Source organism: Bradyrhizobium sp. (assembly GCF_035652035.1).
Lineage (GTDB): Bacteria > Pseudomonadota > Alphaproteobacteria > Rhizobiales > Xanthobacteraceae > Bradyrhizobium.
Window position 1 is genome coordinate 18,364 of the sequence record NZ_DASREO010000021.1, and the last position, 25,698, is coordinate 44,061.

Annotated in this window: 24 protein-coding genes; 9 read left to right on the forward strand and 15 right to left on the reverse strand. The window is 62.9% G+C overall.

Annotated features, from left to right (window positions below):
• Positions 1–36: 36 nt before the first annotated feature.
• The 7 genes from VFB05_RS07775 to VFB05_RS07805 form a co-directional block, all read right to left on the reverse strand.
• The gene (locus VFB05_RS07775) at positions 37–954 is read right to left on the reverse strand and encodes a pirin family protein (RefSeq protein ID WP_325010699.1); all 918 of its coding nucleotides are present in this window, start codon (positions 952–954) and stop codon (positions 37–39) included.
• A gap of 824 nt (positions 955–1,778) precedes the next feature.
• Positions 1,779–2,564, reverse strand: coding sequence for a substrate-binding domain-containing protein (locus VFB05_RS07780; RefSeq protein WP_325010701.1), 786 nt, complete (start codon positions 2,562–2,564; stop codon positions 1,779–1,781).
• Positions 2,565–2,635: 71 nt separating this feature from the next.
• A complete protein-coding gene (locus tag VFB05_RS07785; protein ID WP_325010703.1) occupies positions 2,636–3,295 on the reverse strand; it encodes a HEAT repeat domain-containing protein in 660 nt (219 codons plus the stop codon).
• An 83-nt stretch (positions 3,296–3,378) separates the two neighbouring features.
• A complete protein-coding gene (locus VFB05_RS07790) occupies positions 3,379–4,278 on the reverse strand; it encodes an alpha/beta hydrolase (protein ID WP_325010705.1) in 900 nt (299 codons plus the stop codon).
• Positions 4,279–4,367: 89 nt separating this feature from the next.
• Positions 4,368–5,639, reverse strand: coding sequence for a flavodoxin-dependent (E)-4-hydroxy-3-methylbut-2-enyl-diphosphate synthase (ispG, locus tag VFB05_RS07795; RefSeq protein WP_325010707.1), 1,272 nt, complete (start codon positions 5,637–5,639; stop codon positions 4,368–4,370).
• Positions 5,640–5,831: 192 nt separating this feature from the next.
• On the reverse strand, positions 5,832–6,788 hold the full coding sequence (locus VFB05_RS07800) for a DMT family transporter (RefSeq protein WP_325010710.1): 957 nt from the start codon (positions 6,786–6,788) through the stop codon (positions 5,832–5,834).
• A gap of 18 nt (positions 6,789–6,806) precedes the next feature.
• A complete protein-coding gene (locus VFB05_RS07805; RefSeq protein WP_325010712.1) occupies positions 6,807–7,292 on the reverse strand; it encodes a Fur family transcriptional regulator in 486 nt (161 codons plus the stop codon).
• Positions 7,293–7,472: 180 nt separating this feature from the next.
• On the opposite strand from VFB05_RS07805, the gene VFB05_RS07810 reads away from it, so the two are divergent.
• The 3 genes from VFB05_RS07810 to VFB05_RS07820 are packed head-to-tail and all read left to right on the forward strand — an operon-like array spanning position 7,473 to position 10,652.
• A complete protein-coding gene (locus VFB05_RS07810) occupies positions 7,473–7,952 on the forward strand; it encodes a MarR family transcriptional regulator (RefSeq protein ID WP_325010714.1) in 480 nt (159 codons plus the stop codon).
• On the forward strand, positions 7,945–9,108 hold the full coding sequence (locus VFB05_RS07815) for an HlyD family secretion protein (RefSeq protein ID WP_325010716.1): 1,164 nt from the start codon (positions 7,945–7,947) through the stop codon (positions 9,106–9,108). The genes VFB05_RS07810 and VFB05_RS07815 overlap by 8 nt, the downstream gene beginning before the upstream one ends.
• Before the next feature lie 8 nt (positions 9,109–9,116).
• Positions 9,117–10,652: an MDR family MFS transporter gene (locus tag VFB05_RS07820; protein ID WP_325010719.1), complete on the forward strand. Its 1,536-nt coding sequence runs from the start codon at positions 9,117–9,119 to the stop codon at positions 10,650–10,652.
• A gap of 78 nt (positions 10,653–10,730) precedes the next feature.
• Here the strand turns inward: VFB05_RS07820 and VFB05_RS07825 are convergent, their stop codons facing one another.
• From VFB05_RS07825 to pcaF, 4 genes are all read right to left on the reverse strand, one after another.
• Complete coding sequence (locus tag VFB05_RS07825) at positions 10,731–11,402, reverse strand: outer membrane protein (RefSeq protein WP_325010721.1); 672 nt, start codon at positions 11,400–11,402, stop codon at positions 10,731–10,733.
• 234 nt (positions 11,403–11,636) lie between these two features.
• Positions 11,637–12,239: a protocatechuate 3,4-dioxygenase subunit alpha gene (gene pcaG / locus VFB05_RS07830; protein ID WP_325010723.1), complete on the reverse strand. Its 603-nt coding sequence runs from the start codon at positions 12,237–12,239 to the stop codon at positions 11,637–11,639.
• The gene (gene pcaH / locus VFB05_RS07835) at positions 12,239–12,940 is read right to left on the reverse strand and encodes a protocatechuate 3,4-dioxygenase subunit beta (RefSeq protein ID WP_325010725.1); all 702 of its coding nucleotides are present in this window, start codon (positions 12,938–12,940) and stop codon (positions 12,239–12,241) included. The genes pcaG and pcaH overlap by 1 nt, the downstream gene beginning before the upstream one ends.
• Positions 12,941–13,049: 109 nt before the next feature.
• Positions 13,050–14,258, reverse strand: coding sequence for a 3-oxoadipyl-CoA thiolase (pcaF, locus tag VFB05_RS07840; RefSeq protein WP_325010727.1), 1,209 nt, complete (start codon positions 14,256–14,258; stop codon positions 13,050–13,052).
• A gap of 203 nt (positions 14,259–14,461) precedes the next feature.
• Here pcaF and mutS point away from each other — a divergent pair, with 203 nt between their 5' ends.
• From mutS to VFB05_RS07855, 3 genes are all read left to right on the forward strand, one after another.
• A complete protein-coding gene (mutS, locus tag VFB05_RS07845; protein WP_325010729.1) occupies positions 14,462–17,188 on the forward strand; it encodes a DNA mismatch repair protein MutS in 2,727 nt (908 codons plus the stop codon).
• Positions 17,189–17,387: 199 nt separating this feature from the next.
• Positions 17,388–17,513: a hypothetical protein gene (locus VFB05_RS07850; RefSeq protein ID WP_325010731.1), complete on the forward strand. Its 126-nt coding sequence runs from the start codon at positions 17,388–17,390 to the stop codon at positions 17,511–17,513.
• Positions 17,514–17,631: 118 nt separating this feature from the next.
• Positions 17,632–18,126 carry a septal ring lytic transglycosylase RlpA family protein gene (locus VFB05_RS07855; RefSeq protein ID WP_325010785.1) on the forward strand — a complete coding sequence of 165 codons (495 nt, stop codon included), beginning with the start codon at positions 17,632–17,634 and terminating at the stop codon, positions 18,124–18,126.
• A gap of 96 nt (positions 18,127–18,222) precedes the next feature.
• On the opposite strand, the gene VFB05_RS07860 is transcribed toward VFB05_RS07855, so the two are convergent.
• On the reverse strand, positions 18,223–19,026 hold the full coding sequence (locus tag VFB05_RS07860; protein WP_325010733.1) for a hypothetical protein: 804 nt from the start codon (positions 19,024–19,026) through the stop codon (positions 18,223–18,225).
• Between the two features lie 150 nt (positions 19,027–19,176).
• Positions 19,177–19,686 carry an OsmC family protein gene (locus VFB05_RS07865; RefSeq protein WP_325010735.1) on the reverse strand — a complete coding sequence of 170 codons (510 nt, stop codon included), beginning with the start codon at positions 19,684–19,686 and terminating at the stop codon, positions 19,177–19,179.
• A gap of 248 nt (positions 19,687–19,934) precedes the next feature.
• On the opposite strand from VFB05_RS07865, the gene VFB05_RS07870 reads away from it, so the two are divergent.
• Positions 19,935–22,718 (forward strand): [protein-PII] uridylyltransferase, encoded by a 2,784-nt coding sequence (locus VFB05_RS07870; RefSeq protein ID WP_325010737.1) that lies wholly within the window; start codon positions 19,935–19,937, stop codon positions 22,716–22,718.
• A 9-nt stretch (positions 22,719–22,727) separates the two neighbouring features.
• Here VFB05_RS07870 and VFB05_RS07875 read toward each other — a convergent pair whose 3' ends face one another.
• Both VFB05_RS07875 and VFB05_RS07880 read right to left on the reverse strand, forming a co-directional pair.
• Positions 22,728–23,315 (reverse strand): methylated-DNA--[protein]-cysteine S-methyltransferase, encoded by a 588-nt coding sequence (locus VFB05_RS07875; RefSeq protein ID WP_414643163.1) that lies wholly within the window; start codon positions 23,313–23,315, stop codon positions 22,728–22,730.
• A gap of 83 nt (positions 23,316–23,398) precedes the next feature.
• Positions 23,399–23,833 (reverse strand): DUF1330 domain-containing protein, encoded by a 435-nt coding sequence (locus VFB05_RS07880; RefSeq protein WP_325010739.1) that lies wholly within the window; start codon positions 23,831–23,833, stop codon positions 23,399–23,401.
• A gap of 48 nt (positions 23,834–23,881) precedes the next feature.
• Between VFB05_RS07880 and VFB05_RS07885 the strand changes: the two genes are divergently transcribed.
• Both VFB05_RS07885 and VFB05_RS07890 read left to right on the forward strand, forming a co-directional pair.
• Positions 23,882–24,244 (forward strand): DUF1304 domain-containing protein, encoded by a 363-nt coding sequence (locus VFB05_RS07885; protein ID WP_325010741.1) that lies wholly within the window; start codon positions 23,882–23,884, stop codon positions 24,242–24,244.
• Between the two features lie 110 nt (positions 24,245–24,354).
• The gene (locus tag VFB05_RS07890) at positions 24,355–25,578 is read left to right on the forward strand and encodes an ABC transporter substrate-binding protein (RefSeq protein ID WP_325010743.1); all 1,224 of its coding nucleotides are present in this window, start codon (positions 24,355–24,357) and stop codon (positions 25,576–25,578) included.
• Positions 25,579–25,698 lie beyond the last annotated feature (120 nt).

A 25,698-nucleotide genomic window follows, 5' to 3' on the forward strand; every position in this document is an offset into this window, starting at 1 on the left:
ACAGAACGCGCGTTCGCGGGGGCAAGGTGGAGAGGCTCACTCCGGCAGCGGAATGAACTCGTGTTCGTTGGGCACGGGCGCAAAGCGGCCGGACTTCCAGTCCTGCTTGGCCTGTTCGATCCGCTCTTTACTGGATGAAACGAAGTTCCACCAGATATGACGCGGGCCTTCGAGGGCATCTCCACCAAGAAACATCATCCGCGCGGCCGTGAGTGTCTTGACGGTGATGCGGTCGCCGGGCCGGAACACCAGGAGCCGCGGGCCCTCATAACGGTCGCCGGCGATCTCGATCTCGCCATCCACGATATAGATCGCGCGTTCCTCCTGGTCTGGATCGAGGGGAACGTTGACGCCCGCTTGCGCCGTCACCTCGACATAGAACCACGGCGAGACCATCGCGACGGGCGAGGTCGCGCCGAAGGCGCGGCCGGCAATGATCCGCGCGGAGATGCCGCGATCGGATACGGTCGGCAGGTCCGACGCGGCGTAATGCTGGAACGTTGGCGCGATTTCTTCTTTTCCGGCCGGCAGCGCGATCCAGCTCTGCAAGCCCAGCATTTTCTGGCCGTTCTGGCGCTGCAGGTCCGGCGTGCGCTCGGAATGGGCGATGCCGCGGCCCGCCGTCATCAGGTTCATGGCGCCGGGCTCGATCTCGCGGATATTGCCCTCGCTGTCGCGGTGCATGATGGCCCCGTCGAACAGGTAGGTGACGGTGGCAAGCCCGATATGGGGATGCGGGCGCACGTCCATGCCCTTGCCGGACAGAAACTGCACCGGACCGAAATGATCGAAGAAGATGAACGGGCCGACCATCTGCCGTTTGCCGTGCGGCAGCGCGCGGCGGACTTCAAAGCCGTCGCCAAGGTCGCGGGTGCGCGGCACGATGACGAGCTCCAGCGCGTCGCAAGAATGGGGATCGCCAAGGACGGGGTCGTTGGAGGGTTGCCAGCTCATCGTCTTTTCCTTCGGTTCTTCCCCTGCCTCGGCGGAGCTTCGCGCAGGCGATGCGGGCCGTCAACGCAAGTTCTCGATCTTGCGGCGGGGTCGACAAGCAAGCACACGGGCATCCCAGGCGAACGCAGGCTCTTCGTTGTCGTCCCGGCGAACGCCGGGGCGACGCAGCAGGAATTCTTGTCGGCGCACGATTGTCCTTCCCGCGGCGCTCTCGCGCCCGAGTTGTCGGAAGAGTTTCGTCCCTCTTGAGATCAGAGGGCGCACGGGAATGCCGGGTGCTGGCCGCACCCACAGCCTCATGTGCAAAAGAAAAAGCACACGAGTAAGTCCACCGCAGGTATTGCCGGACAACCCGGCATTCCCGCACGCGAATGGTTTTAACGGTTTCCTTCGTGCTCTCCCTGGCGATCGGGCTTTCTTGCCACCATCGCCGGCGGATCATCCGCCGACTTGATATCAGCGTCGAGATATCAGGACCACACGACTTCGCCGTCCGCTTTGATGCCGCTCGTCGAGACGGCACCAACGCGTCCACCGCATCCCGCACCCAACGTCCGTGACGATCGCGAAACGCCCGTCTTATCGGGACGGGATGGCGCGGGCTTCTAAAGGTGATTTGCCCGACGGCACAAGCGGAAAAAAATCGTGACGGGTTGGCACTCTTGTCCCGGACGCGATGCAGCGTGCTCGCGGCGATGCGAAGTATCGTCCGGTACGCTGCTTCGCAGAGCCGGGACTCCCAATCAACGCATGTGCGTGGTGGGCCCCGGATCAGCAGCGCACCACGCCCGTCGGCGCGTTGCGCCGCGTCCGGGGCACGCGATCTAGGCCGGGTCCATGCCCTTTGACTTCAGCACGGCTTTGCCGGTCGGGCCGGTCAAAAGCTCGATCAACGTCTTGGCGGCAGCGGGGTCCTTGGCGGTGGCGCCGACGCCGGCCGAGAAGGTGATCTTGCTGTTGAAATCGCCGGGCAGCGGGCCAACCACTTGCGTCCCCGGCACGGCCGCGATTTCCGAGGCCTGCGCCACGGCCATGTCGGCCTCGCCCTTGGCGACGAGTTCGCCGGATTCCGCTCCCGGCACCAGCACGGTCTTCGGCTTCATCTGCTCGGCAAGCCCCAAGCGATCGATGACCTTGGCCATATGGATGCCGCTGGCACCGCCCTTCGCCGGATCGGCGTAGGAGATCGACTTGGTGGCAAGCAGCGCCGCCTTGAGTTTTTCCGGCGTCGAGATGTCGGGCAATGGCGCGCCGGCGCGGACGCCGACGGCGACATAAGATGTTCCGAGGTCGGCGACGCTGCCCTTGGCAACCTTGCCCTGGCTTTGCAGGTCGTCGAGAACAGGGTGCGACAGGATGAAGACGTCGGCGGTTTCGCCCGCATCGATTTTCTTCTTCAAGTTGGCGATCGTGCTGTAGACGATGGTGAGATGATTGCCGGACGCCTCGAATTTCGGGGCGAGCTCGTCGAGGGTCGGCGTCAGCGCGACCGTACTCATGACTTTCAGTTCAGCGGCGCGCGCGTTGGTCGCCGTTGCCCCGAGACCCAGCAGCAATGAACATCCGAACGACGCCGCAAGCGCGGTCCGATAGATGAAATTCGCCTTCACGATCATGGCTCCCCCTTCGGCTTTTTCCGATCATAGCCGAAGCGCCGGCGGGCTCGTCAAGGCGCCGGCCTTTACTCCCTCACCAGCGCCCGTCCCGCGATCACCGCCAGGATTCCGAGCCGCGCGGTCTCGCGGCGCGCAGCATCTCTTGACATGATCCGGATCGTCACGGCTTGCGGATCGGTGAAGTCCGCCGGCAGGCCATGGAGCGTGAGGAGCGCGCGCGCCGCGCCATGGCGCACCAGCGGCTCCTCATCGTCGAACGCATTCACAAGCGCCTCAACGGCGTCAGGCTCGCCAATTCCAGCAAGCACGAGAACGGCCTCGTGGCGGAACACCCAGTCGCGCGCGGACGCCAACACCTCGATCACGGCTTGCGGCCAGCGCGGCTCGGGGCGGATGCGCCATAACGCCTGCGCCAGATACAGCATCGCGGACGGATACCATTCATTGCTTCCGCCGGGCTGCATCGCGGGATCGTTGCGGGCGTCGATCTGTTGCTTCCGCTCGGTGTCGAACAGCCGCGACAGCTCGACTTCGGCCTTAGCCGAGCGCAGCACGCCAAGCCCGATCACCGCGCGCGCATCCGGCAGGAATGCGAGCAACAATCTTTCCGCTTCGCCGCGTTCGTAGTCCTCGATCGCCCTCAGCGAGGCGATGTCGAGCCCGTCCCGTGCCGATGTCGGGTCCTCGAAGAAGCTGTATCTGAAACGGTCAAAAGCGTCGGACATTTGCGCCCCCCCAACGCTTGGTCGCATCGAAACGCCGTCGGGTTCGGTCTGTCGCGGCCGGCGGATCAACGGTTTGCCCGGGCTCAATCCCCCAGCCTGTCCTGCACGAAGGCCCCGGCGCGCGCGATCGCCTCGCGTCCCTCGGGAAGGATGCGCGCGTAGAGATGCCAAGCATGCGGCATGAAGGGCCAAAGCTCGACCTCGACATCGCAGCCGGCTTCTTTCATCCGTGCGGCCATTCGCGTCGCATCGTCGCACAGGACCTCGTCGCCGCCCACGTGAATGAGCGTCGGCGGCAGACCGGAGGCATCGCCATACAGCGGCGAGGCATAGGGATGGCACGGATCGGCGCCGCCGAGGTAGTAGTCGGCAAAGGTGGGAAACCGCGTGGCATCCATCATCGGATCCGAAGCCGCATTGCTCTGGAGCGAAGGCCCGGTCAAAGCGAGATCGGTCCAGGGCGAGATGGCGACGGTCGCGGCTGGAAGCGGCAGGCCCTCGTCGCGCAGCCGGTGGAGCGTGCCGAGCATGAGGCCTCCGCCGGCGGAGTCGCCGAGAAACGCGATGCGCTGTGGGCCGATGCGCCTGGCCAGCCAGCGGTAGACCGTGACCGCATCGTCGAGAGCGGCCGGAAACGGATGCTCCGGCGCGAGACGGTAGTCGAAGTACAATACGGAGGCGCGCGCCGCGGCGCTGATCCGCCAGGTGAAGTCGCGGTACAGCGGCGCACTGCCGATCACGTAGCCGCCGCCGTGAAAATGCAGAATGCAGGCATCGTCGCGCGCGCCGGGGGCCGCGATCCGCACCGCGTTCACGCCATCAGCATCGAGGGTCTCGGTACGGGTGCCGCGCGAGGGACCGGGCACAAGAGGTTCGAGCAGCCGCAAACGGCGGCGCGCGGTCGCAAGATCCAGCAGGCGGCGTTTGCCTCGGTGCTTGAACAGGCGCAAGGCGAGCCGCAGGAGTTTCGCTCGCAGGCTCATGGGCTATCACAGAGACGCAGCTGCACGTCAGCCCGTCGCGCATCACAAAAACGCTGGATATTCGAAGCGCGAGAGCGGACGACGAAGCGCTACTCCGCCGCCGTCGTCTCCGGGAGTTTCGCGCCCTTGCCGTAACGCTGATCGATATAGTCGATCACCAGCGCCTTGAACTCGGCAGCAATCGTCGGTCCGCGCAGGGTGCGGAATTTCTTGCCGTCGACAAACACCGGCGCGGCCGGTGCTTCGCCGGTGCCAGGCAGCGAGATGCCGATATTGGCGTGCTTGGACTCGCCGGGGCCGTTGACGATGCAGCCCATGACAGCAACGTTGAGCTCTTCGACCCCCGGATATTGCGTCTTCCAGGCCGGCATCTCGTCGCGGATGAAATCCTGGATCGAGCGCGCCAGTTCCTGGAACGTGGTCGAGGTGGTGCGGCCACAGCCGGGACATGCCGCAACCAGCGGCACGAAGGTGCGGAAGCCCATGGTCTGCAGCAGTTCCTGCGCAACCTGCACTTCCAGCGTGCGATCGCCGCCGGGCTCGGGCGTCAAGGAAATGCGAATGGTGTCGCCGATGCCGTCTTGCAGCAGGATGCCGAGCGCGGCGGACGAGGCAACAATGCCCTTCGAGCCCATGCCGGCCTCGGTCAAACCAAGGTGGATGGCGTAGTCGGAGCGGCGCGCCAGTTCCTGATAGACCGCAATCAGATCCTGCACGGCGGAAACCTTCGCCGACAGGATCATCTTGTTCTTGGGCATGCCGAGTTCTTGCGCGCGGGCAGCTGACAAGAGTGCCGACTGCACCATGGCTTCGCGCGTCACGGCGCGGGCGTCGCGCGGATTGGCGGAGGCCGTGTTCTCGTCCATCAGCTTCGTGAGCAGTTCCTGATCGAGCGAGCCCCAATTGGCGCCGATGCGCACTGGCTTGTTGTTCTTGTTGGCGATCTCGATGATGTCGGCGAATTGGGTGTCGCGCTTGTTCTTGAAGCCGACATTGCCGGGATTGATCCGGTACTTGTCGAGCGCTTCGGCGCAGGCCGGATATTCGGCCAAGAGCTTGTGGCCGATATAATGGAAGTCGCCGATCAAGGGCGTGTTGATGCCGCGCTTGCGCAACCCGTCGCGGATATGCGGAACGGCCGCGGCCGCTTCCTCGCGATCGACCGTGATGCGGACCATTTCGGACCCGGCGCGCGAGAGTGCGGCGACCTGGGCGATGGTGCCTTCGACGTCGGCGGTGTCGGTGTTGGTCATCGACTGCACGACGATTGGCGCGCCGCCGCCCACGGTGACGTGGCCGACCTTGACCTGGGTGGTTTTATGCCGCGCGCCCGGGCCCGCTTTCTGAAGTTCGTCTGTCATCGCGGCATCCTCTATACGAACTTCAGAAAGCAAAGGGCCCTGGCCAATTTTAGAGCTCCAGTGCCGCTTTGCGATCTGAAGTTCTCCAAAACAACTCGCGGAGCCGCTGTGGGAACTTCAGATCGGCGGCACTGGTGGCCGGCGATGTCGTCTTCGGGCAATATTTCGGGCTTGTTCATGGGCGCTCAGATATCAGGTTTCGGTGACGGTCAGCAATGGATCAGCGGGTACGGGTTCCCCGGGATTGGGCCGATTTACGAGGTAAAGCCCCGCGATGACGAGAAGTGCCGCGGCCCCGAAAACCGGGGTCAGCCTATCATGCAGGATGAAATAGCTAGCCGCGACGCCAAACAAAGGGGTGATGAAGGTAAATGCCGACAATTTGCTGGCCGAATAGGCCTTAACCAGCACCCACCACAGCAAAAACGTCAATCCGACCACCCAAATCGCCTGATAGGCCATCAGCGACAGGGCCAAAGGTCCGGGAAAATGGGTCACGACCTCACCGGAAAAGAAGGCTGCCATGCCTAAAATCGGGATCGAGATCGACACCTGATAGATCAGGGACTTTTCGGCCGGCGCGCGGCTGAGCCGCGTGGCCTTGACGATCAACGTCGTGGCGGCCCATAGCGCCCCGCCACCGACGATCAACAGATCGCCCCACAGCACATCCGCATCGACATCGGCCTGCGGCACGCCGATGGCGAGCGCGACGCCGATAAAACTTAACGCAAGCCCCGCCCATTGCGAGGCGCGCAGCCGTTCGCCCAGCAACCGGTAGGACCCGAGCGCGACGAAAAACGGCGCCGTGTAGAGAAACACCACTGCGCGCGAGGCCGAGGTCAGCTCCAGCCCGCGAAAGATCATCACGAATTCGATGCCGAAGATCACGCCGAGCCAGATTCCCGCGCGCAACGTGCCATCGCGAGCGAACAGTTTGGTGCCGCGGAAGTGCGCGATCAGGAGCAGCACCGGAAGCGCTGCCGTCGAGCGGATCGCGCCTTGCCATAACGGCGGAATGTCTGAAAGCGCGAGCTTGACCGCGATCTGATTGAAGCCCCAGCTCACGCACAGCATCAGCATCAAGGCAATCGCTTGCGGGCTGAGCGAGCGCTCCGCCGAATGAAGCGGCAATTTGGTTGGATTCATGGGAAGCTTGTCGCTCTCTTAATTCTGACAGTGCGCGCAAACGCCGGTGATTTCGACGATCGACATTTTCGGCGTGAAGCCGTTGGCGCGCGCCGAATTGTTGAGGCTTTGGGCGACCGGCGCGGCGGGCACTTCGCCGACGAGGCCACAGCGCTCGCAAATCAAGAACGCCACCATCGCGGTCTCGTCGTGGTCATGCGCGCAGGCGAGAAAAGCGTTGCGGCTTTCGATGCGATGGACGAGGCCGTTTTCCATCAGAAAGTCGAGCGCGCGATAGACCGTGATCGGCGCCGGCCGCGGCTTCGTTTTCGCCAGTTCCTCGATCACCTCATAGGCTCCGAGCGGCCGGTGGCTGGACAGCAACGCTTCCAGCACCTGACGCCGGATCGGCGTGAATTTTTGCGAACGCCGGGTGCAAACCCGCTCGGCATGCTGCAGGGCATGGGCCGTGCAGCGGCCGTGATCGTGATCCGGGGCGGGGAAGGTCGGTTTGGCCAGTCGCATTCTGTCAATCTAGCATTTTGCGTCGGGGAACCGAAATCCGTTTCGTCGAAAGGCCTCGCGACGCCATCGCCTTAGCGGTTCCTTAAGCCATGCCGATTTGGCAGGTCAGAACGGCATTGCCAAAGCCATGAAAAATTCATAAGCAAGCTTATTATATCGCAAGCTTATGGATTAGGACGAATGGCCCGCGACGCTGTGGATGCGAATTTCCTGTTTACGCTCGGCGAATTGCAACGGCTGGTGCGCGCCTACGCGGACCGGCAGGCGGCGCGCTTTGGCATCACCCGCGCGCAATGGGCGGTGCTGGCCAAGGTCGAACGCTTCGAGGGCATGAAGCAGACCGAACTCGCCGAACAGATGGAGATGCAGCCGATCACGCTGACGCGACTGATCGATCGTCTTTGCGACAACGGGTGGATCGAACGCCGCAGCGACGACAGCGATCGCCGCGTCAACCGGCTCTACCTGCGCAAGGCGGGCCGTGCGCTGCTTGGCAGGATGAGCGCCTTGAAGTCCGAAATCACGGCGACCGCGCTGGAAGGCATCAGCGCGCCCGACGCACAGCGGCTCCTCACTCAGTTGGAGGCGGTCAAGGAAAACGTCCGCAATGCGATCGCGGATGCTGAAGACGATGCAAGGAAAGAACAGCGCTATGGCTGACCCCGTATTGAAATTCCCGCCCGAACAGAAGGGCGCGCCATCGCAGCCACGCGAGAAACTCGCAGGCACGCGGCCTCGCCGCCTGCTTGCCGCGATGCGCCGCTATCGCCGCTTCCTGTTGCTGGTGGTGCTGCCGATCGTCGCCGTGCTCGGCGGCGTGACGTTTTATCTCAATGGCGGCCGCTATGTCGGCACCGACGACACTTACGTTGGCGCGCAGAAGGTCCTGATCACGCCCGACATTTCGGGGCGGATCGACAAGGTGGTCGTGAAGGAAGGCGAACTCGTCCACAGGGGCGACGTGCTGTTCGAGATCGATCCGGTGCCATTTCGTTTGGCGGTCGACCGCGCCAAGGCTGCCGTCGAGCAGGCGAAGACGAGCTACAGCAATCTCGTCGCCAACATCAAGATTTACGATGACATGGCCGATTTGATGCAGAAGTCGATCGACCTGAAGCAGCGCGACGTCGAGCGCAAATCGGCGCTGGTAAAGAACAATTACGGCTCGCAGCTCGATCTCGACAATTCCACGAATTCCGCCATCACCGTGCGTGCGGAACTCGCCTTCGTGCAGCAGCAGCGCTCGAGCTCGCTGACGCAGCTGCTCGGCAACCCGAACCTCAAGCTCGAGGATTTCCCGCCCTACTATCAGGCGCAGGCTGCGCTGGCGCAAGCCGAGCGCGATCTCGACCACACCGAGATGCGCGCGCCGATTGACGGCATCGCGACACTCGTCGACCAGATTCAGCTCGGCCGCTTCGTCGTCGCCGGCTCGCCGGTCTTCACCGTCATCGATGTCGCCAAACCTTGGATCGATTCCAACTTGAAGGAATCCGACATGACGCATGTCGCGGTTGGACAGCAGGTCGAGATCGAAGTCGATGCCTTCCCCGATCACACCTTCAAGGGCTCCGTGGGCTCGCTGTCGCCCGGCACCGGCGCACAATTCGCGATCCTGCCGCCGCAGAACGCCACCGGCAACTTCGTCAAGGTGGTGCAGCGCATTCCGGTGCGGATCTATTTCGATCAGAACGATCCGTTCGTGAAGAAGCTGAAGGCGGGCATGAGCGCCTATGCGACGATCGACACCGGCCACAAGCGCACGCTTGCCGGGCTATTAGGCCTCCACGCGGCGGCAAAGCAAGACGATAACTGAGACAACCGATGAGCACTGTTCCGGGCCTGCGGCGGAACATGGTGACGATCTGCGCCATGACCGCCACCATCATGCAGGCGCTCGACACCACGATTGCCAACGTCGCGCTGCCCTACATGCAGGGGACGCTGTCGGCGTCGCAGGACCAGATCAACTGGGTGCTGACCTCCTACATCGTTGCGGCGGCGATCATGACAGCGCCGGTGGGATGGATCGCCAACCGCTTCGGGCGCAAGCGTACCTTCATCATATGCTCGGCGGGCTTCACCTTTGCGTCGGTGCTGTGCGGGCTGGCGCAGGACATCAACCAGATGGTGCTTTTTCGCCTGTTGCAAGGCGTATTCGGCGCGGCGCTGGTGCCGCTGTCGCAAGCGGTCATGCTCGACATGTACACGCTTCAGGAACGCGCGAAAGCGATGTCGATCTGGGGCATGGGCGTGATGATGGGTCCGATCATGGGCCCCTCGCTCGGGGCCTGGTTGACCGAGACCTATTCCTGGCACTGGGTGTTTTTCGTCAACCTGCCGTTCGGCTTCATCACCGTGCTCGGTTTGATGGTGTTCATGGACGAGACCAGGCAAGACCGCAATCTGCGCTTCGACTGGTTCGGCTTCGCGGCGCTTGCCGTCGGCATCGGCGCTTTGCAGGTCGCGCTCGACCGCGGCGAGCAGCTCGGCTGGCTGGAATCCAACGAGATCATCGCCGAGTTCATCGTCGCGATCGCCGGCTTCTATTACTTCTTCGCGCACTCCTTCACGACCGATCGTCCCTTCATCCAGTTCGCGCTGTTTAAAGATCGCAACTTCCTCACCGGCTGCATCTTCATGACGGTGATGGGCCTCGTGCTGTACTCGACCATGGCGCTGGCCTCGCCTTACCTGCAAAACGTCATCGGCTATCCCATCATCACCGCGGGCGTGCTGCTCGCAAGCCGCGGCTGCGGCACCTTCGTCGCCATGATGATGGTCGGCCGGCTGATGCGCTATATCGAGGCGCGCACCCTGATCGTCACGGGCCTTACCATCACCGCAGCCTCGCTCTACAACATGACCGGCTGGACCGACCAGACCGGCGCGACGGAGATCGTCGTCATCAGCATCATCCAGGGTTTCGGCTTCGGGCTCGTCTTCGTGCCGCTCTCGACGGTGGCGTTCATGACGCTGCCCAATCATCTGCGCACCGACGGCACCTCGATGCTCACCTTGATGCGCAATGTCGCGAGTTCAATCGGCATCTCGATCGTGATCGCGCAACTGACCGAGGGCGGGCGGCGGATTTACGCGATCCTGTCCGAGCACATCAATCCGTTCAATCAGGCGCTACAGATGCCCGACGTGCACAGCTTGATCAATCTTTCCACCGACAAGGGCCGCGCCATGGCGGACGTAATGGTTGCGCTGCAGGCGCAGATCATCGCGTTCTCGCAGGACTACCAGCTCGTGATGATCTTCATCCTGTGCTCGATCCCGCTCGCGATCATGATCGGCTCGACCAAGACGGCACTTCGCAAGCAGGCCGCACCCGATCATGCCGTGATGGAATAAGCAAAATCGTCGAATCTCAAAGCAAAAGGGGCGCTGCATGCAGCGCCCCTTCGTCTATTGGTCTGACGCTTCTGGCGATCAGAAGTGATAGTTGATGCCGACCTGGCCGCTGTTGATGTTGAGCGTTCCGGTCGAGATGCCGCCCGGGACCGTCGACGCAAAGAAGGTCTGGCTGCCGAAGCTGCGATAGAGGTATTCGCCCTTCACCGACCAGTGCGGCAGGAACATCCACTCGATGCCCGCGCCCGCGGTCCAGCCGGTCAGGGTCTGGCTGTCGCTGACGGTAAGGCCAAGGGCGGACGCGCTGAGCTTGGTGTCGGCCAGCGCGAGACCCGCGGTGCCATAGAGCAGGACCTGGTCGAACGCGACGCCGAAGCGGCCGCGAATGGTCGCCAGCGCATCGACCTTCGCCGACGCGGTCACCGCGCCCACGACCGGGAAAACCTGCGTCACGCTGTTGTTGATGTCGGCAAACGCGCCGTCGCCTTCCAGGCCGACGACGAACTGGCCGAACTGCCAGTTGTAACCGACCGTACCGCCGCCGAAGCCGCCCTTGATCGCGAACTGGTCGCCGCTGTTCTCGCTGCCGTAGCCGCCCATCGCACCGATATAGAACCCGCTCCAGTTCGTGGCGGGGCTGACGATCGCGGGCGCCTTCGTGTAAGGCACGGCCGGCGGTGCAGGCAGATCGGCGGCATAAGCAGAGCCGGCGACCGAAGCCAGCAGAAGTCCCAAAGCAACTCTTTTCATGATGTCCTCAGCGGTACGGGAATGAGCCCGCTCGAGGCGTAATGGATGTTTCCAACCGTTACAATCAGGTTGCAGAGCGTAACCAAGCAAAACCGCTGAGTGTGGCCATCGGACCACAGTTTTTTGTCGTTTGCAGGATAAAAAGCGTAACCGAATCAACTGTCTGATCACAAACTGGTGATCACTCCATGCGGCGAATGTTCGCCCGTAACACAAAGAGATGCGTAGCTGCCGTCACACATCGAAAAACACCGTCTCTTTGTCGCCCTGAAGGTGAATGTCGAAGCGAAAGGCGGCGCTACCGCCGGGCATGCGTTTCGCAATCAGCGTGTCGCAGCGATTCGCGGGCACCAGCGCCATCACCGGATCGGCGGCGTTGGCCGCTTCGCCCTCGAGATAGATGCGCGTGTAGGTTTGCAGCAGCATGCCGCGCGCAAAAACCGCGACCAGGATATGCGGCGCCTGCGGTTTGCCGTCGGGATCGGGCACCGTGCCCGGCTTGATGGTGTCGAAGGCGTATTCGCCGTTCGCGCCGGTGCCGCAGCGGCCAAAACCGCGGAACTTCGAATTCGGCAGCGCGCGCTTGTCCTGCGGATCGGCGAAGCGGCCCTGCGCGTCGGCCTGCCAGATCTCCAGCATGCAATCGTTGACCGGCTTGCCGTCGCCGTCGAACACCTGTCCCTCGATGCGGATACGCTCGCCGGTGACGTCGGCGGTGAGGAGATTGTTGGTGAACGCGTCATTCCACTCGTAGCGGCCGGCCGGCGTCAGCCCGTAAGCGAAATAGGGACCCACGGTTTGCGAGGGCGTGATCCCCTGTGGCTTCGTCTCACTCACTATTTGGTTTCCATCGGCGTGGCGTTCTTGCCGCGCAGGACAATGTTGAAGCGATAACACAGCGCCCATTCGGGCTTGGTATTCTCGAGATCGAAGGCGGAAATCATCCGCGCGCGCGCGCGTGCATCGGTGACCGAGTTGAAGATCGGATCGAATTCAAACAGCGGATCCCCCGGAAAATACATCTGCGTCACGAGGCGCGACACGAAGGCGTGGCCGAACATCGAGAAATGGATGTGCGCCGGACGCCATGCATTATGGTGATTGCCCCAAGGATAGGCGCCGGGTTTGACGGTCGTGAACCTGTAATAGCCTTCGCTGTCCGTTTGCGTGCGGCCTGCGCCGGTGAAATTCGGGTCGAGCGGCGCCGGATGCTGATCGACCACGTGGATGTACCGTCCGCACGCATTGGCCTGCCAGATTTCGACCAACGCGTTAGGGACGCCGCGACCGTCTTCGTCAAGCACATGGCCATGCACGATGATGCGCTCGCCGAGCGGCTCGCCCTTGTGCTGGGTGGTGAGGTCGGCGTCTCCGGGGCGCACGGTCTCGTGGCCATAGACGGGCCCGGTCAATTCCGTCAGCGTGTGGCGCATGACGATCAGCGGCTTCGACGGCGAGCGCTTGATCGTGCTCTTGTAGTCCGGCGACAGCCGCGCCGGGTGGGCGGCGTTGCTGGCAATGGGATAGGCGAGGGTCATGAGGATCTCCGCTGGTCGTCCTCATGGTGGGGAGGCGCTTGCGCCGTCTCGAACCATGAGGCCCTCATCCTTCGAGACGCGCTTCGCGCTCCTCAGGATGAGGAAAACGTCAGTTCAACTTCTCGATCGCCATGGCGACGCCCTGGCCGACGCCGACGCACATGGTGGCGAGCGCGCGTTTGCCTCCGCGCTTCTCCATGCCATGCACGGCTGTGACGACAAGCCGCGCGCCGCTCATGCCGAGCGGATGGCCGAGCGCAATCGCGCCGCCATGCGGATTGACGAAGTCGGCATCCTCCGCAACGCCGAGCTGGCGCAGACAGGCAATACCCTGGCTGGCGAAAGCTTCATTGAGCTCGATCAAATCGAAATCGCCGATCTTCAATCCGAGCCGTTCCATCAGCTTCTTCGTCGCCGGCACCGGACCAATGCCCATGATGCGCGGCGGCACGCCGGCGGAGGCAAGGCCAAGAATGCGCGCACGTGGCGTCAGGCCGTGCTTCTTCACAGCCGCTTCCGACGCAAGGATCATGGCGGCGGCGCCGTCATTGACGCCCGACGCGTTGCCGGCGGTCACGGTGCCCGGATTGCGCACGATCGGTTTCAGCTTGGCGAGACCCTCGAGCGTCGTCTCGGGCCGCGGATGCTCGTCCTTGTCGATCGTGATCGGGCCGGCCTTGCCGCCGGGCGCGGTGACGGGCGTGATTTCCTCGGCGAAGTAACCGGCCGCGATCGCCTTGCCCGCGCGCTGCTGCGAGCGGATCGCGAACGCGTCCTGGTCGGCGCGTGACACCTGAAACTCCTCGGCGACGTTTTCGCCGGTCTCCGGCATCGCATCGACGCCGTATTGCGCCTTCATCAAGGGATTGATGAAACGCCAGCCGATGGTGGTGTCGAAAATCTCCGCCGAGCGCGAAAACGCCTCCGCCGCCTTGCCCATCACGAACGGCGCCCGCGTCATCGATTCGACGCCGCCGGCAATCGCAAGATCGATCTCGCCGGCGCGGATCGCGCGGGCGCCGGCGCCGACAGCGTCGAGCCCCGAGGCGCACAGGCGATTGAGGGTCTGGCCCGGGATCGATTCCGGCAGGCCTGCGAGCAGGAGCGCCATGCGCGCCACGTTGCGGTTATCTTCGCCGGCCTGGTTGGCGCAGCCGAAATAGACCTCGTCCACGGCCGACCAGTCGAGGTTTGGATGTTTCGCCATCAAGGCCTTGATCGGCGTCGCCGCGAGATCGTCGGCGCGAACTTTGGCGAGCGAACCGCCGAAGCGGCCGATCGGTGTCCGGACCGCGTCACATACAAATACCTCACCCATCGGTCCCTCCTTACGCCGTGACAATTCTGATGAAATCGAGTTGTAGGAGCGGGGATGGAACAGGTCAATTGATCGCCGATAGCTTTTGGCGGGAGGGCGGCCATGCTGGAATTGGGATGACCGCGCCATGCGCCGTGGATAAGACGCATAGACCCACCATAGCCATAGGACCGCAGAGCGAAATTCGATAGTTTGCGCCGCCCATGACCGTCCAGCCGACATTTCCTCAATCCGACGCCCAGCCTGCCGCCGAGGCGCCTCCGCGCGTCACGCCGATGATGGAACAGTACCTGGAAATCAAGGCGGCCAATCCGGACATGTTGTTGTTCTACCGGATGGGCGATTTCTACGAGTTGTTCTTCGAGGATGCCGAGATTGCTTCCCGCGCGCTCGGCATCATGCTGACCAAGCGCGGCAAGCATCAGGGCGCGGACATTCCGATGTGCGGCGTTCCGGTGGAACGCTCTGACGATTACCTGCACCGTCTGATCGCACAGGGTTTCCGGGTCGCGGTCTGCGAGCAGATGGAAGATCCGGCCGCGGCGCGCGCCCGCGGCGCCAAGAGCGTGGTGCGCCGCGACGTCGTGCGGCTGGTGACGCCGGGCACGCTGACCGAAGACACGCTGCTCGACGCGCGGGCCAATAATTATCTGCTCGCGATTGCACGCATGCGCGGCTCATCCGGCGCCGATCGTCTGGGCCTCGCCTGGATCGACATTTCCACCTCCGAATTCATCGTCACGGAATGTTCGATAAGCGAACTCGCCGCGACCTTGTCGCGCATCAACCCAAACGAGATCATCGTTACCGACGCGCTCTATGGCGACACCGACATCGGATCGACATTACGCGAATGGCCGGCCGTGACGCCGCTCACGCGCGACGTCTTCGACAGTTCCACGGCCGAGCGGCGGCTGTGCGACTATTTTGCGGTCGCGACCATGGACGGTCTCTCCGCGATGTCGCGGCTGGAGGCCACAGCCGCGGCCGCCGCTGTCACCTATATCGACCGCACGCAGGTCGGAAAGCGTCCGCCGCTGTCGCCGCCGTCACGGGAAGCCAGTGGCACCACCATGGCGATCGATCCGGCAACCCGCGCCAACCTCGAACTGACGCGCACGCTGGGCGGCGAACGCCGCGGCTCGCTGCTCGATGCCATCGATTGCACGGTGACATCCGCCGGCTCGCGGCTTCTGGCGCAACGGCTGGCCGCACCGCTGACCGAAGCGAGCGCGATTGCGCGGCGGCTTGATGCCATCGCCGCCTTTGTCGCTGACAGCGGCCTGCGCGACGATCTCCGCACGACGCTTCATGCAGCGCCGGACTTGTCGCGGGCCTTAGCGCGGCTGTCGCTCGGACGCGGTGGCCCGCGTGACCTTGCGGGACTGCGTGATGCCATCCTCGCCGCGGATCAGGCGCTGGCGCAACTCGCGCGCATGCAGGAGCCGCCGCAGGACGTCGTTGCAATCATGGCGGCGTTGCGCCGTCCGTCGCGCGAACTCGCGCGTGAATTTGCGCGTGCATTGGCCGAGCAACTGCCGCTGCTCAAGCGGGACGGTGGCTTCGTGCGCGAAGGTTATGAGGCAGCGCTTGATGAATCGCGCATCCTGCGTGACGCATCGCGGCTGGTCGTCGCTTCCATGCAGGCGCGCTACGCCGATGACACAGGCGTCAAGGGCTTGAAAATCCGGCACAACAATGTCCTCGGCTATTTCGTCGAGGTGACGGCGCAGCATGGCGACAAGCTGATGTCGCCGCCGCTCAACGCAAACTTCATCCATCGCCAGACGCTCGCAGGGCAGGTGCGTTTCACCACGTCAGAGCTTGGCGAGATCGAGGCCAAGATTGCCAATGCCGGCGACCGCGCGCTCGGACTGGAACTGGAGATTTTCGAAAAACTCTGCGCGTTGGCCGTCGCCGCGAGCGAAGACCTGCGCGCCGCGGCCTATGCGTTCGCTAGCCTCGACGTCGCAACCGCCTTGGCGAAGCGCGCGGTCGACGACAATTATGTGCGGCCGGACGTCGATGGCTCGCTGTCCTTTGCGATCGAAGGCGGCCGACATCCGGTGGTCGAACAGGCTTTGAAACGCGACGGTCAGCCGTTCATCGCCAATGCCTGCGATCTTTCGCCCGCGCCGCAACAACAATCAGGCCAGATCTGGTTGCTCACCGGTCCCAACATGGCCGGCAAATCGACGTTTCTTCGCCAGAACGCGCTGATCGCGCTCTTGGCACAGTCAGGCTCCTACGTGCCGGCGTCGCGGGCGAGGGTTGGCATCGTCGATCGGCTGTTCTCACGCGTCGGCGCGGCCGATGATCTGGCACGCGGGCGCTCCACGTTCATGGTCGAGATGGTGGAGACCGCCGTTATCCTCAATCAGGCCAGCGAGCGTTCGCTTGTCATCCTTGATGAAATTGGCCGCGGCACGGCGACCTTCGACGGGTTGTCGATCGCCTGGGCCGCGATCGAACATCTGCATGAGGCCAACCGCTGCCGCGCGCTGTTCGCGACGCATTATCACGAGCTCACCGCGCTCTCTGCAAAACTGCCGCGGCTCTTCAACGCCACCGTCCGCGTCAAGGAGTGGCAGGGCAACGTCGTGTTCCTGCATGAGGTGCTGCCGGGCTCGGCGGATCGCTCTTACGGCATCCAGGTCGCGAAACTTGCGGGTCTGCCGCCGTCGGTGATCGCGCGGGCGAAATCGGTGCTCGCGAAACTCGAGGCGCAGGACCGCGGGCAGACGGCGCGAGCGCTCGCCGACGATCTGCCGTTGTTTGCGGTGCCCTCGCGCGCCGCAGCCGAGCCCGCAGCTCCGAGCGAAGGCGAGAAACTGATCGAGGCGGTGAAGGCGCTGCATCCCGACGAGATGTCGCCGCGCGAGGCGCTGGAAGCGCTTTATGCGCTGAAGGCGAAATTGCCGAACGGATAGCTGTCATCGCGAGCCAGCAGGTTACGCGAAGCTGCAAAAAAAGTATCGGTTGCCCATTTTCAGGATACGCAAAGCAAGAACGAGAATCCCGGGACGATGCTGGCAGCGCGTCAGCGTCAGCGCGAGCAGCATCCGCTGCGATGCCGCGACGACGTTCGCGATTGGCTAAGGCAGGCAAGGCCTGGTGGAGATCGAGGTCTTGGAAAAGCCCGAAGTTGTCAACGAAGATGCCGCAAATGATGAAAGGTTGACCGTCATTTGTAATGATGGAACCGCTGAGACCGGCCACACGTCGGCCATGATCTTTTTCTTCATCGGCTTGTGAGCATCACGACCGTCGTCGCGCTCGCCGCTGCGATAGCGCAGTGGACGAAAACGCGGTGCGCGCCAGCGCACCGTTGAAACCAATCAAAAGAAGTCAATCAATCAGTCGAGGAGTTCTGATGGTGTTTCGCTTGAGCACCGCAATTTGCGGCGCGCTAATGACATTTGCCTTTTCATCAGTCGCCATGGCCCGCAGTGAAATCGATACAGTTCGTTCAGATGCCGTCGTTGTCGCCGCTGCTCGGACCGCGATCGTCGGCGCAGCATCCATGTACAATCCGTTCCGGTCCGGATATCGCGAAGGCGGCGTGAAGACAGCTTCAGGGGAGCGCTATGATTCGAGCGCGTGGGCGGCTGCCATCAAAACCAATTTGCGGATGGAATTTGGCGGCGTCCGGTATGGCGCGAGGCCGAAATATGCCCTCGTTGAGGGTGCAGGCAAGAAGGCCATCGTCAAGATAAATGATGTGGGGCCTTTGACGCCGGGCCGCATCATTGATTTCAATGAGCGCACGATGCGCTATTTCGATCCAAGCCTGCAACGCGGGGTCATTGCTGGCGTAAAGGTTACGCCGCTTGCCGGAAACGATTGGATCCCCGGACCAGTTGCATAGAGGCGGTCGCAGGCGCGAGCGGTCCTGTAGCACAGACGGCTTTCAGGTCCATCTCTGCGGGAAGATCTCCATCGGGAAGTGGCGGAATGGCGTGGACTAACGCGCGATCGCCGCCCTTCTCCGCCCCAGGCGCCACAGCACAAGGTTCCAGCCGATGCACGTGGCTAAAGCGAGGCTGAGCGCGATGGCTGAACCGAAGCGCAGCGCGGCGAAGTGAAGAACGACGAAGGACAATGAAAATCCCATCATGCCCCAGCCGCCATTGGCGATGACGGCGGCCGTGGCCGGGCCGCCGATGCGCGGATGCAGGATCATGGTCACGCTGGTCAGCACGACCGGAAACAGCGCGATGGTGCCGCTGACGAACGGTCCGACCCAGCGCGACAAAGAGACGACGAGCGCGACCAGAGTCGCAACCATCGTCGCGCGCAAGGGGATGTCGTACCAGCGCCGCGTGATCAGCGGCATCTTCTTGACGTGCTGAAAGCGCCTGAAGGCCGGAATACAGATGCCGAACGCGATCGCGTTCGCGATGAAGCCGTCGAGAAGCGTCCACGACACCAGCCGCTCAAGCGCCGCGAGCAGAAACCAAACGGCAAGCGCGCCGCCGACGCTGATCACAGCATTCTGGCGCTGGGCCAGAAATACATAGACCAGGCAGAAGAACATGGTGGCGGCGTTGATCGGAAAACTCGCCAGCGCGCCTTCGGCGATGAAGGCCGCATCGTGATCGAGCGCGAGAAAGACGTAAGAGGGGCCGGCCGAAATCGGCAATGTCGCGATCAGCGCGCCCATCACCGGGCCTGATCGCTCGGTGATGATGGAGGCCGTCACCACGAAAGCGGCGGCAACCGCCATGCGGAGCGCGAGCAGCAGGATGAAGTGAAGATCGGGGGACATTTCGTCTGTCGTCCCGGGCAAGCGAAGCGCGACTTGGGACCCATAACCACAGACCGTTTTTGGTCGAAAGGTCTGGCCTGCGTCGTGCGAAACGACCGCGCCCTGGGGTTATGGGTCCCCGCCTTCGCGGGGACGACACCTTTTGCTTGGTTAAATCCGCTGCATCGTCACCGAAACCTTCGGTCCGTTCTTGATGGTCTGATAGACCACGCAATAGCGCTCGGTGAGTTTCAAGAGCAGATCGAGCTTGTCCTGCGGCGCGTCGGTCGCAACGTCGAAGCGCAGGCGGATTTCGGCAAAGCCCACCGGCGCTTCCTTGTCGACGCCGAGCGTGCCGCGGAAGTCGAGATCGCCTTCGGCGCTGACGTTGCCGGTCTTGAGCGGGATTTCAATGGCGGTCGCGACCGACTTCAACGTGACGCCGGCGCAGGCGACCAGCGCTTCGAGCAGCATGTCGCCGGAACAGAGCTCCAGTCCCGTGCCGCCGCTTCCCGGATGCAGGCCCGCAACGGCGAGCGCACGGCCGGTCTCGACCTTGCAGGCGATGCCTTCGTTGTCGATCGACCCCTTCGCTTTCAGGGTAATCAACGCGGATTTCGGATCGGATTTGTATTTTTCCTTGAACGGGGCCTGGGTGGCGCGAAGCTCTGCGGCGTCCATTTTCTTCTCCCGGTTATTTGTTTGCTTGGGATGTAGCCGGTTGGGGCGACGATGTCACCACATCCCGAGTTGAAGGGAAACCCTTTTTCTTTCAGTGTCTTATATGACCGGTCGACGGCAAAAGAAAATCTGCGGCGACGCGTGCAGGAAACCGGAAAGACGTTATGTAATGGGAACGCCGGATGATTTGGCCGTCGTCGCGCAATCTTCCGTGACAGCCGCAGCCGCGTCGATTATCGGAATAGGAAATGGATAGCGTCGTCAAAGAGGCCCGGCGTGAAGCCGACGAGCGTTTCGACACCGCGCGGATCACGGCCGCGGTCGACGCGCTGGCGGCGGAGCACCAAGGGCGCGAGGATGTCTTTCGCGCAAGCGTCGCAAAGCTCCTGAAGGCCGAGATGCTCGCGGCGCGCGCTACCGCGCAAGCCGTGCTGCTGAAGGACCGGCACGGGCGGCGTTGCGCGGAGCGGCTCTGCTTCGTCCAGGACGAGATCATCCGCATCCTGTTCGATGCCGCAACGCGCCATCTCTATTATTCGCCGATTCCCTCGGGCGCCGAGCGCATGGCGGTGGTCGCAACCGGCGGCTATGGCCGGGGCCTGATGGCACCGGAATCCGACATCGATCTGCTCTTCATCCTGCCCTACAAGCAGACCGCCTGGGGCGAACAGGTCGCCGAAGCCGTGCTCTATTGTCTGTGGGACATGGGGCTGAAGGTCGGGCACGCGACGCGGTCGGTCGATGAATCGATCCGCCAGGCGCGCGGCGACATGACGATCCGCACCGCAATTCTCGAGACGCGCTTCCTTGCCGGCGACCAGCCGCTCTATGACGAACTGGTCACGCGCTTCGACAAGGAGGTGGTGCAGGGCAACGCCAGCGAATTCGTGACCGCAAAACTTGCCGAGCGCGAGGAGCGGCATCGCCGCGCCGGCCAGTCGCGCTATCTGGTCGAGCCCAACGTCAAGGACGGCAAGGGCGGCCTGCGCGACCTGCACACGCTGTTCTGGATCGCCAAATACGTCTACCGCGTCCGCGACACCGATGAACTGCTTGCCCGCGGCGTGTTCGACGCGCAGGAGTATCGCACCTTCCGCCGCTGCGCCGATTTCCTGTGGTCGGTCCGCTGCAACCTGCATTTCTTCGCCGGCCGCGCCGAAGAGCGGCTGTCATTCGACATGCAGCGCGAGATTGCGGTTCGGCTCGGCTATACCTCGCATCCCGGCATGCAGGACGTCGAACGCTTCATGAAGCACTACTTCCTGATTGCCAAGGAAGTCGGCGACCTCACCGCGATCCTGTGCGCGAAACTTGAAAACGAACAGGCCAAGCCGGTGCCGGTGTTGAGTCGCATGATGGCGCGATTCCGGCCGAGCACGGTGCGGCGACGCGTCCCCGACAGCGACGATTTCATCGTCGACCACAACCGCATCAATCTCGCGGCGCCCGACGTCTTCAAGCACGATCCGGTCAACCTGATCCGGATCTTCCGCCTCGCGCAGAAGAACAACCTCGCCTTCCATCCGGACGCGATGCGGACGGTGACGCGCTCGCTGAAGCTGATCAACACCGAGCTGCGCGCCGATCCCGAAGCCAACCTGCTGTTCATGGAGATCCTGACCTCGAACGACGCCGAAATCGTGCTGCGGCGGATGAACGAAACCGGCGTGCTCGGTCAATTCATCCGCGCCTTCGGCAAGATCGTCTCGATGATGCAGTTCAACATGTACCACCACTATACGGTGGACGAGCATCTGATCCGCTGCATCGGTTTCCTGCAGGAGATCGAGCGCGGCGGCAGCGACGAGTTCATCGTCGCCAGCGATTTGATGCGCAAGATCAGGCCTGAACACCGCGCCGTGCTCTATGTCGCGACGCTGTTGCATGATATCGCCAAAGGCCGCCCCGAGGATCACTCGATTGCGGGTGCGAAGGTCGCCCGTCGCCTGTGTCCGCGGCTCGGCTTTTCCGCGGCCGATACCGAGCTCGTGGCATGGCTGATCGAGGAGCACCTGACGATGTCGACGGTTGCGCAATCGCGCGACCTGACCGACCGCAAGACCATCGAGAATTTTGCCGCTGTGGTGCAATCGGTCGAGCAGATGAAGCTCCTGACCATTCTCACCACCGCCGATATCCGCGGCGTCGGTCCGGGCGTGTGGAACGGCTGGAAGGCGCAGCTGATCCGCACGCTTTATTATGAGACCGAGCCGGTCTTGACCGGCGGCTTCTCGGAAGTCGATCGCGCCCGGCGTTTGGCAATCGCGCAAGGCGAGTTTCGCTCCGCCTTCACCGAGTGGCCGGAGCAGGAGCTCAACACCTATATCGGGCGTCATTATCCGGCGTACTGGCTCAAGGTCGAACTGCCGCGCAAGATCCGCCATGCGCGGTTCATGCGGTCAAGCGAACAGGCAGGCGACAAGCTCGCCATCAACGTCGGCTTCGACGAGGGGCGCGGCGTCACCGAACTCACAATTCTCGCAATGGACCATCCGTGGCTGCTGTCGATCATCGCCGGCGCCTGCGCATCGGCCGGCGCCAACATCGTCGACGCCCAGATCTACACCACGACCGATGGGCGCGCGCTCGACACCATCGCGATCACGCGGGAATACGACCGCGACGAGGACGAGGGCAGGCGCGCCACGCGCATCGGCGAGATGATCGAGGCAGTGCTCGAAGGCAAGCTGCGCCTGCCGGAAGTGGTGGCGCGGCGCGCGGCCGGCCGCGGCAAGGTGCGTCCCTTCGTCGTCGAGCCGGAAGTCACCGTCAACAACCAGTGGTCGGACCGTTACACCGTGATCGAGGTCTCCGGTCTCGACCGGCCGGGCCTGTTGTACGAGCTGACGACCGCGATCTCGAAGCTCAATCTCAATATCGCCTCGGCGCACGTCGCGACCTTCGGCGAGCGCGCGCGCGACGTGTTCTATGTCACGGATCTGCTCGGCGCGCAGATCACCGCGCCGACGCGTCAGGCCGCGATCAGGAGCGCGCTCTTGCATCTGCTCGCCAGCGAGAAGGTCGCGGCGTAACGGTTGCGTTCATGTGGCGGTCGGCTTGAGCGACACGCCTTCATGTTCAAGCAGCCATCGCTTGCGCGACACGCCTTCATGTTCAAGCAGCCATCGCTTGCGCGAAAGCCCGCCACCATATTTGACCAATGTGCCGTCAGCGCCAATCAAGCGGTGACAGGGCAGCACCACGCTGATGGGGTTTGAGCCGTTGGCGTGGCCGACCGCGCGTGTCGCGCGAGGCGCATTGAGCTTTGCCGCCAGCGCGCCGTAGCTCATCGTGGTTCCCGCGCGAATTTTCGGCAGCGCGTGCCAAACTTTTTGCTGGAACGGCGTGCCCGCAACGCGCCATTCGATCGTGCTCAGGCGATCGAGGTCGCCTTTGAAGTAGGCTGAAAGCGCTTTCAGTATCCGGCTCGGAGCCCGAGCTTCTTTCAAGACGACGGCACCGTATTGCAAGCGCAACAGCTCGTTCATGCGTGCGGCGTAGTCCTCCCAGTCGAGCGCGCGAAGAACGCCATCGGCATCCGTGACCAGCAGCGCCAAGCCAATTGGCGTTTCCAGCCGGTCAAGCCCAAATGTTTCAGGTCGCTTCGCGCTCTTGCGGTTTTCGGACATCATCACTCCGAGCAGGCTCGGCTTGCTAATCCGCGTTTGCCAGCGAAATCATCTGCGCGCCACCCGAATTCCGATCGACACGGTCAGCCGACTTGCGGAATCTCGCCAAAGGTCTTGCCGGGTGCGAGCGGCTTCAGGCGGATCAGGCGCGAGTCTTCCACCGCGGCCTGGCGATGTTTCACCGCCTCGCGGTAGACGGGATCGCGGATCATTTCGACGAAGGCGCCAACGCTCGGATATTCCGCGATGAAGCAGTGATCCCAGTATTCGCCCTCCGGCCCGATCAGCATCAGTTCGAAGCGGCCCTGCCATGCCACCTTGCCGCCAAGGCGCGTGAACACCGGACCGCTCTCGCGGCCGTAGGCCGCGTAGGCCTCCGCGCCCGACGCCGATCGTCCGTCGGGGTACGCCGCGCGGTCGCGCAACTTCACCAGATTGAGCATGTGAATGGGACCGGGGCGATCGCTCTCGCGAAACTTGGCGAATGTTTCCTTGGTCGGATCGATGTAACCTGTCATCTTCGTTGCCTCGCTGCCGTCACTCGCGTCGATACTTGGGGGAGTCACATGAACGCGATTGCCAATACATTAGTGGCGCTCGTCGCCGCACTACACGTTTATTTTCTCACGCTCGAAATGTTCTTTTGGACCAGGCCGCTCGGCCTGAAGACCTTTCGAAACACGCCGGAAAAGGCCGCCGACTCGGCCGTGCTTGCCGCCAATCAGGGACTCTACAACGGCTTCCTCGCCGCGGGCCTGATCTGGGGGCTGATGCAGCCGAACGCTGCCTTTGCATTTCAGATCAAGGTATTTTTTCTTCTCTGCGTGATCGTGGCCGGGATCTATGGCGCGGCAACGGTGAGCTTTCGAATCCTGCTCGTGCAGGCGGCGCCGGCCGTGCTTGCGCTCATCCTACTTTGGTTGGCGTAAGCGGCGCTGCCTTGCATTGCCATAGTCGTTCCTCCAGAATTGGCGGCAATGATGATTTCCGTCGGACGGAAAGCCATCGTCAAAAATAGACATCAGGGAGAGGTAGCGACATGAAGAGCCATTTTCATTTCGTCATCGGGACCGCGCTTGCGCTCGCACTCGCTGCGCCCGCGGCTCACGCACAGAAGCAGTACGATCCGGGCGCCACCGACACCGAGATCAAGATCGGCCAGACCGTACCGTTTTCAGGCCCGGCATCCGCCTACGCCACCATCGGCAGGGCGCAGGCCGCCTATTTCAAGATGATCAACGATCAGGGCGGGGTGAACGGCCGCAAGATCAACCTGATCCAGTATGACGACGCCTATAGCCCGCCGAAGGCGGTCGAGCAGGTGCGAAAGCTGGTCGAGAGCGACGAGGTGCTGCTGACCTTCCAGATTATCGGCACGCCCTCCAACGCCGCTGTCCAGAAATATCTCAACGCCAAGAAGGTGCCGCAACTGTTCGCCGCAACCGGTGCGTCAAAATTCACCGATCCGAAGAACTATCCCTGGACGCTTGGCTACAACCCGAACTATTTCGTCGAGGGACGCATCTACGGCCAGTACATTCTCAAGAATTATCCGGATGCCAAGGTCGGTGTGCTCTATCAGAACGACGATCTCGGCCGCGACTATCTGAACGGCATCAAGTCGGGTCTCGGCGACAAGGCGTCGACCATGGTGGTGGCGGAAGCCTCCTACGAGATCTCCGATCCGACCGTCGAATCGCAGATCCTGAAATTGAAGGCGGCCGGCGTCGACCTGTTGTTCAGCGCGTCAACCCCGAAATTTGCGGCGCAGACGATCAAGAAGAATGCCGAGCTCGGCTGGAAGCCGGTGCACATTCTCGATATCAACGCCACCTCGGTCGGCGCGGTCATGCAGCCCGCAGGGCTTGAAGCGTCCAAGGGCGTGCTCAGCGTCAATTACGGCAAGGACCCGCTCGATCCGACCTGGAAGGACGATCCGGGCATGAAGAAGTTTTTCGAGTTCATGGCGAAGTATTATCCGGAAGGCGACAAGAACTCGAGCTTCAACACCTATGGCTACGGCACCGCGGAGTTGATGGTGCATGTCTTGCAGCAATGCGGCGACAATCTCACCCGCGAGAACGTGCTCAAGCAGGCGACCAACATCAAGGACTACAAGGCCGATCTCGCGTTGCCAGGAATCGTCGGCAACACCACGCCGAACGATTACCGCGTCAACAAGCAGTTGCAGATGATGCGCTTCAACGGCGAGCGCTGGGAGATGTTCGGCCCGATCCTGGAAGACAGCGGGCCGTCGGGCTAGTGCGGCGCCCCGATGATGCTGCCGCGCGCATTTTTCCCGCGGCGGCATCGCCGGGAAATTCCCGCTCGCTTTAAGGTTAAGCCAATCTGAATCCCTTGCGGCTCAGGCGGTTACGCCAGC

What these genes read in the sequence shown, in the direction of transcription:
- VFB05_RS07820 (WP_325010719.1), top strand. Translation starts at nt 9,117, where the DNA reads ATGAGCACTGTTCCGGGCCTGCGGCGGAACATGGTGACGATCTGCGCC.
- VFB05_RS07790 (WP_325010705.1), bottom strand. Translation starts at nt 4,278, where the DNA reads ATGAGCCTGCGAGCGAAACTCCTGCGGCTCGCCTTGCGCCTGTTCAAG.
- pcaH (WP_325010725.1), bottom strand. Translation starts at nt 12,940, where the DNA reads ATGACCCTCGCCTATCCCATTGCCAGCAACGCCGCCCACCCGGCGCGG.
- VFB05_RS07870 (WP_325010737.1), top strand. Translation starts at nt 19,935, where the DNA reads ATGGATAGCGTCGTCAAAGAGGCCCGGCGTGAAGCCGACGAGCGTTTC.
- VFB05_RS07885 (WP_325010741.1), top strand. Translation starts at nt 23,882, where the DNA reads ATGAACGCGATTGCCAATACATTAGTGGCGCTCGTCGCCGCACTACAC.
- VFB05_RS07805 (WP_325010712.1), bottom strand. Translation starts at nt 7,292, where the DNA reads ATGCGACTGGCCAAACCGACCTTCCCCGCCCCGGATCACGATCACGGC.
- VFB05_RS07865 (WP_325010735.1), bottom strand. Translation starts at nt 19,686, where the DNA reads ATGGACGCCGCAGAGCTTCGCGCCACCCAGGCCCCGTTCAAGGAAAAA.
- VFB05_RS07810 (WP_325010714.1), top strand. Translation starts at nt 7,473, where the DNA reads ATGGCCCGCGACGCTGTGGATGCGAATTTCCTGTTTACGCTCGGCGAA.
- VFB05_RS07890 (WP_325010743.1), top strand. Translation starts at nt 24,355, where the DNA reads ATGAAGAGCCATTTTCATTTCGTCATCGGGACCGCGCTTGCGCTCGCA.
- VFB05_RS07800 (WP_325010710.1), bottom strand. Translation starts at nt 6,788, where the DNA reads ATGAATCCAACCAAATTGCCGCTTCATTCGGCGGAGCGCTCGCTCAGC.
- VFB05_RS07785 (WP_325010703.1), bottom strand. Translation starts at nt 3,295, where the DNA reads ATGTCCGACGCTTTTGACCGTTTCAGATACAGCTTCTTCGAGGACCCG.
- pcaF (WP_325010727.1), bottom strand. Translation starts at nt 14,258, where the DNA reads ATGGGTGAGGTATTTGTATGTGACGCGGTCCGGACACCGATCGGCCGC.
- VFB05_RS07880 (WP_325010739.1), bottom strand. Translation starts at nt 23,833, where the DNA reads ATGACAGGTTACATCGATCCGACCAAGGAAACATTCGCCAAGTTTCGC.
- ispG (WP_325010707.1), bottom strand. Translation starts at nt 5,639, where the DNA reads ATGACAGACGAACTTCAGAAAGCGGGCCCGGGCGCGCGGCATAAAACC.
- VFB05_RS07775 (WP_325010699.1), bottom strand. Translation starts at nt 954, where the DNA reads ATGAGCTGGCAACCCTCCAACGACCCCGTCCTTGGCGATCCCCATTCT.
- VFB05_RS07815 (WP_325010716.1), top strand. Translation starts at nt 7,945, where the DNA reads ATGGCTGACCCCGTATTGAAATTCCCGCCCGAACAGAAGGGCGCGCCA.
- VFB05_RS07860 (WP_325010733.1), bottom strand. Translation starts at nt 19,026, where the DNA reads ATGTCCCCCGATCTTCACTTCATCCTGCTGCTCGCGCTCCGCATGGCG.
- mutS (WP_325010729.1), top strand. Translation starts at nt 14,462, where the DNA reads ATGACCGTCCAGCCGACATTTCCTCAATCCGACGCCCAGCCTGCCGCC.
- VFB05_RS07825 (WP_325010721.1), bottom strand. Translation starts at nt 11,402, where the DNA reads ATGAAAAGAGTTGCTTTGGGACTTCTGCTGGCTTCGGTCGCCGGCTCT.
- VFB05_RS07855 (WP_325010785.1), top strand. Translation starts at nt 17,632, where the DNA reads ATGGTGTTTCGCTTGAGCACCGCAATTTGCGGCGCGCTAATGACATTT.
- VFB05_RS07875 (WP_414643163.1), bottom strand. Translation starts at nt 23,315, where the DNA reads ATGTCCGAAAACCGCAAGAGCGCGAAGCGACCTGAAACATTTGGGCTT.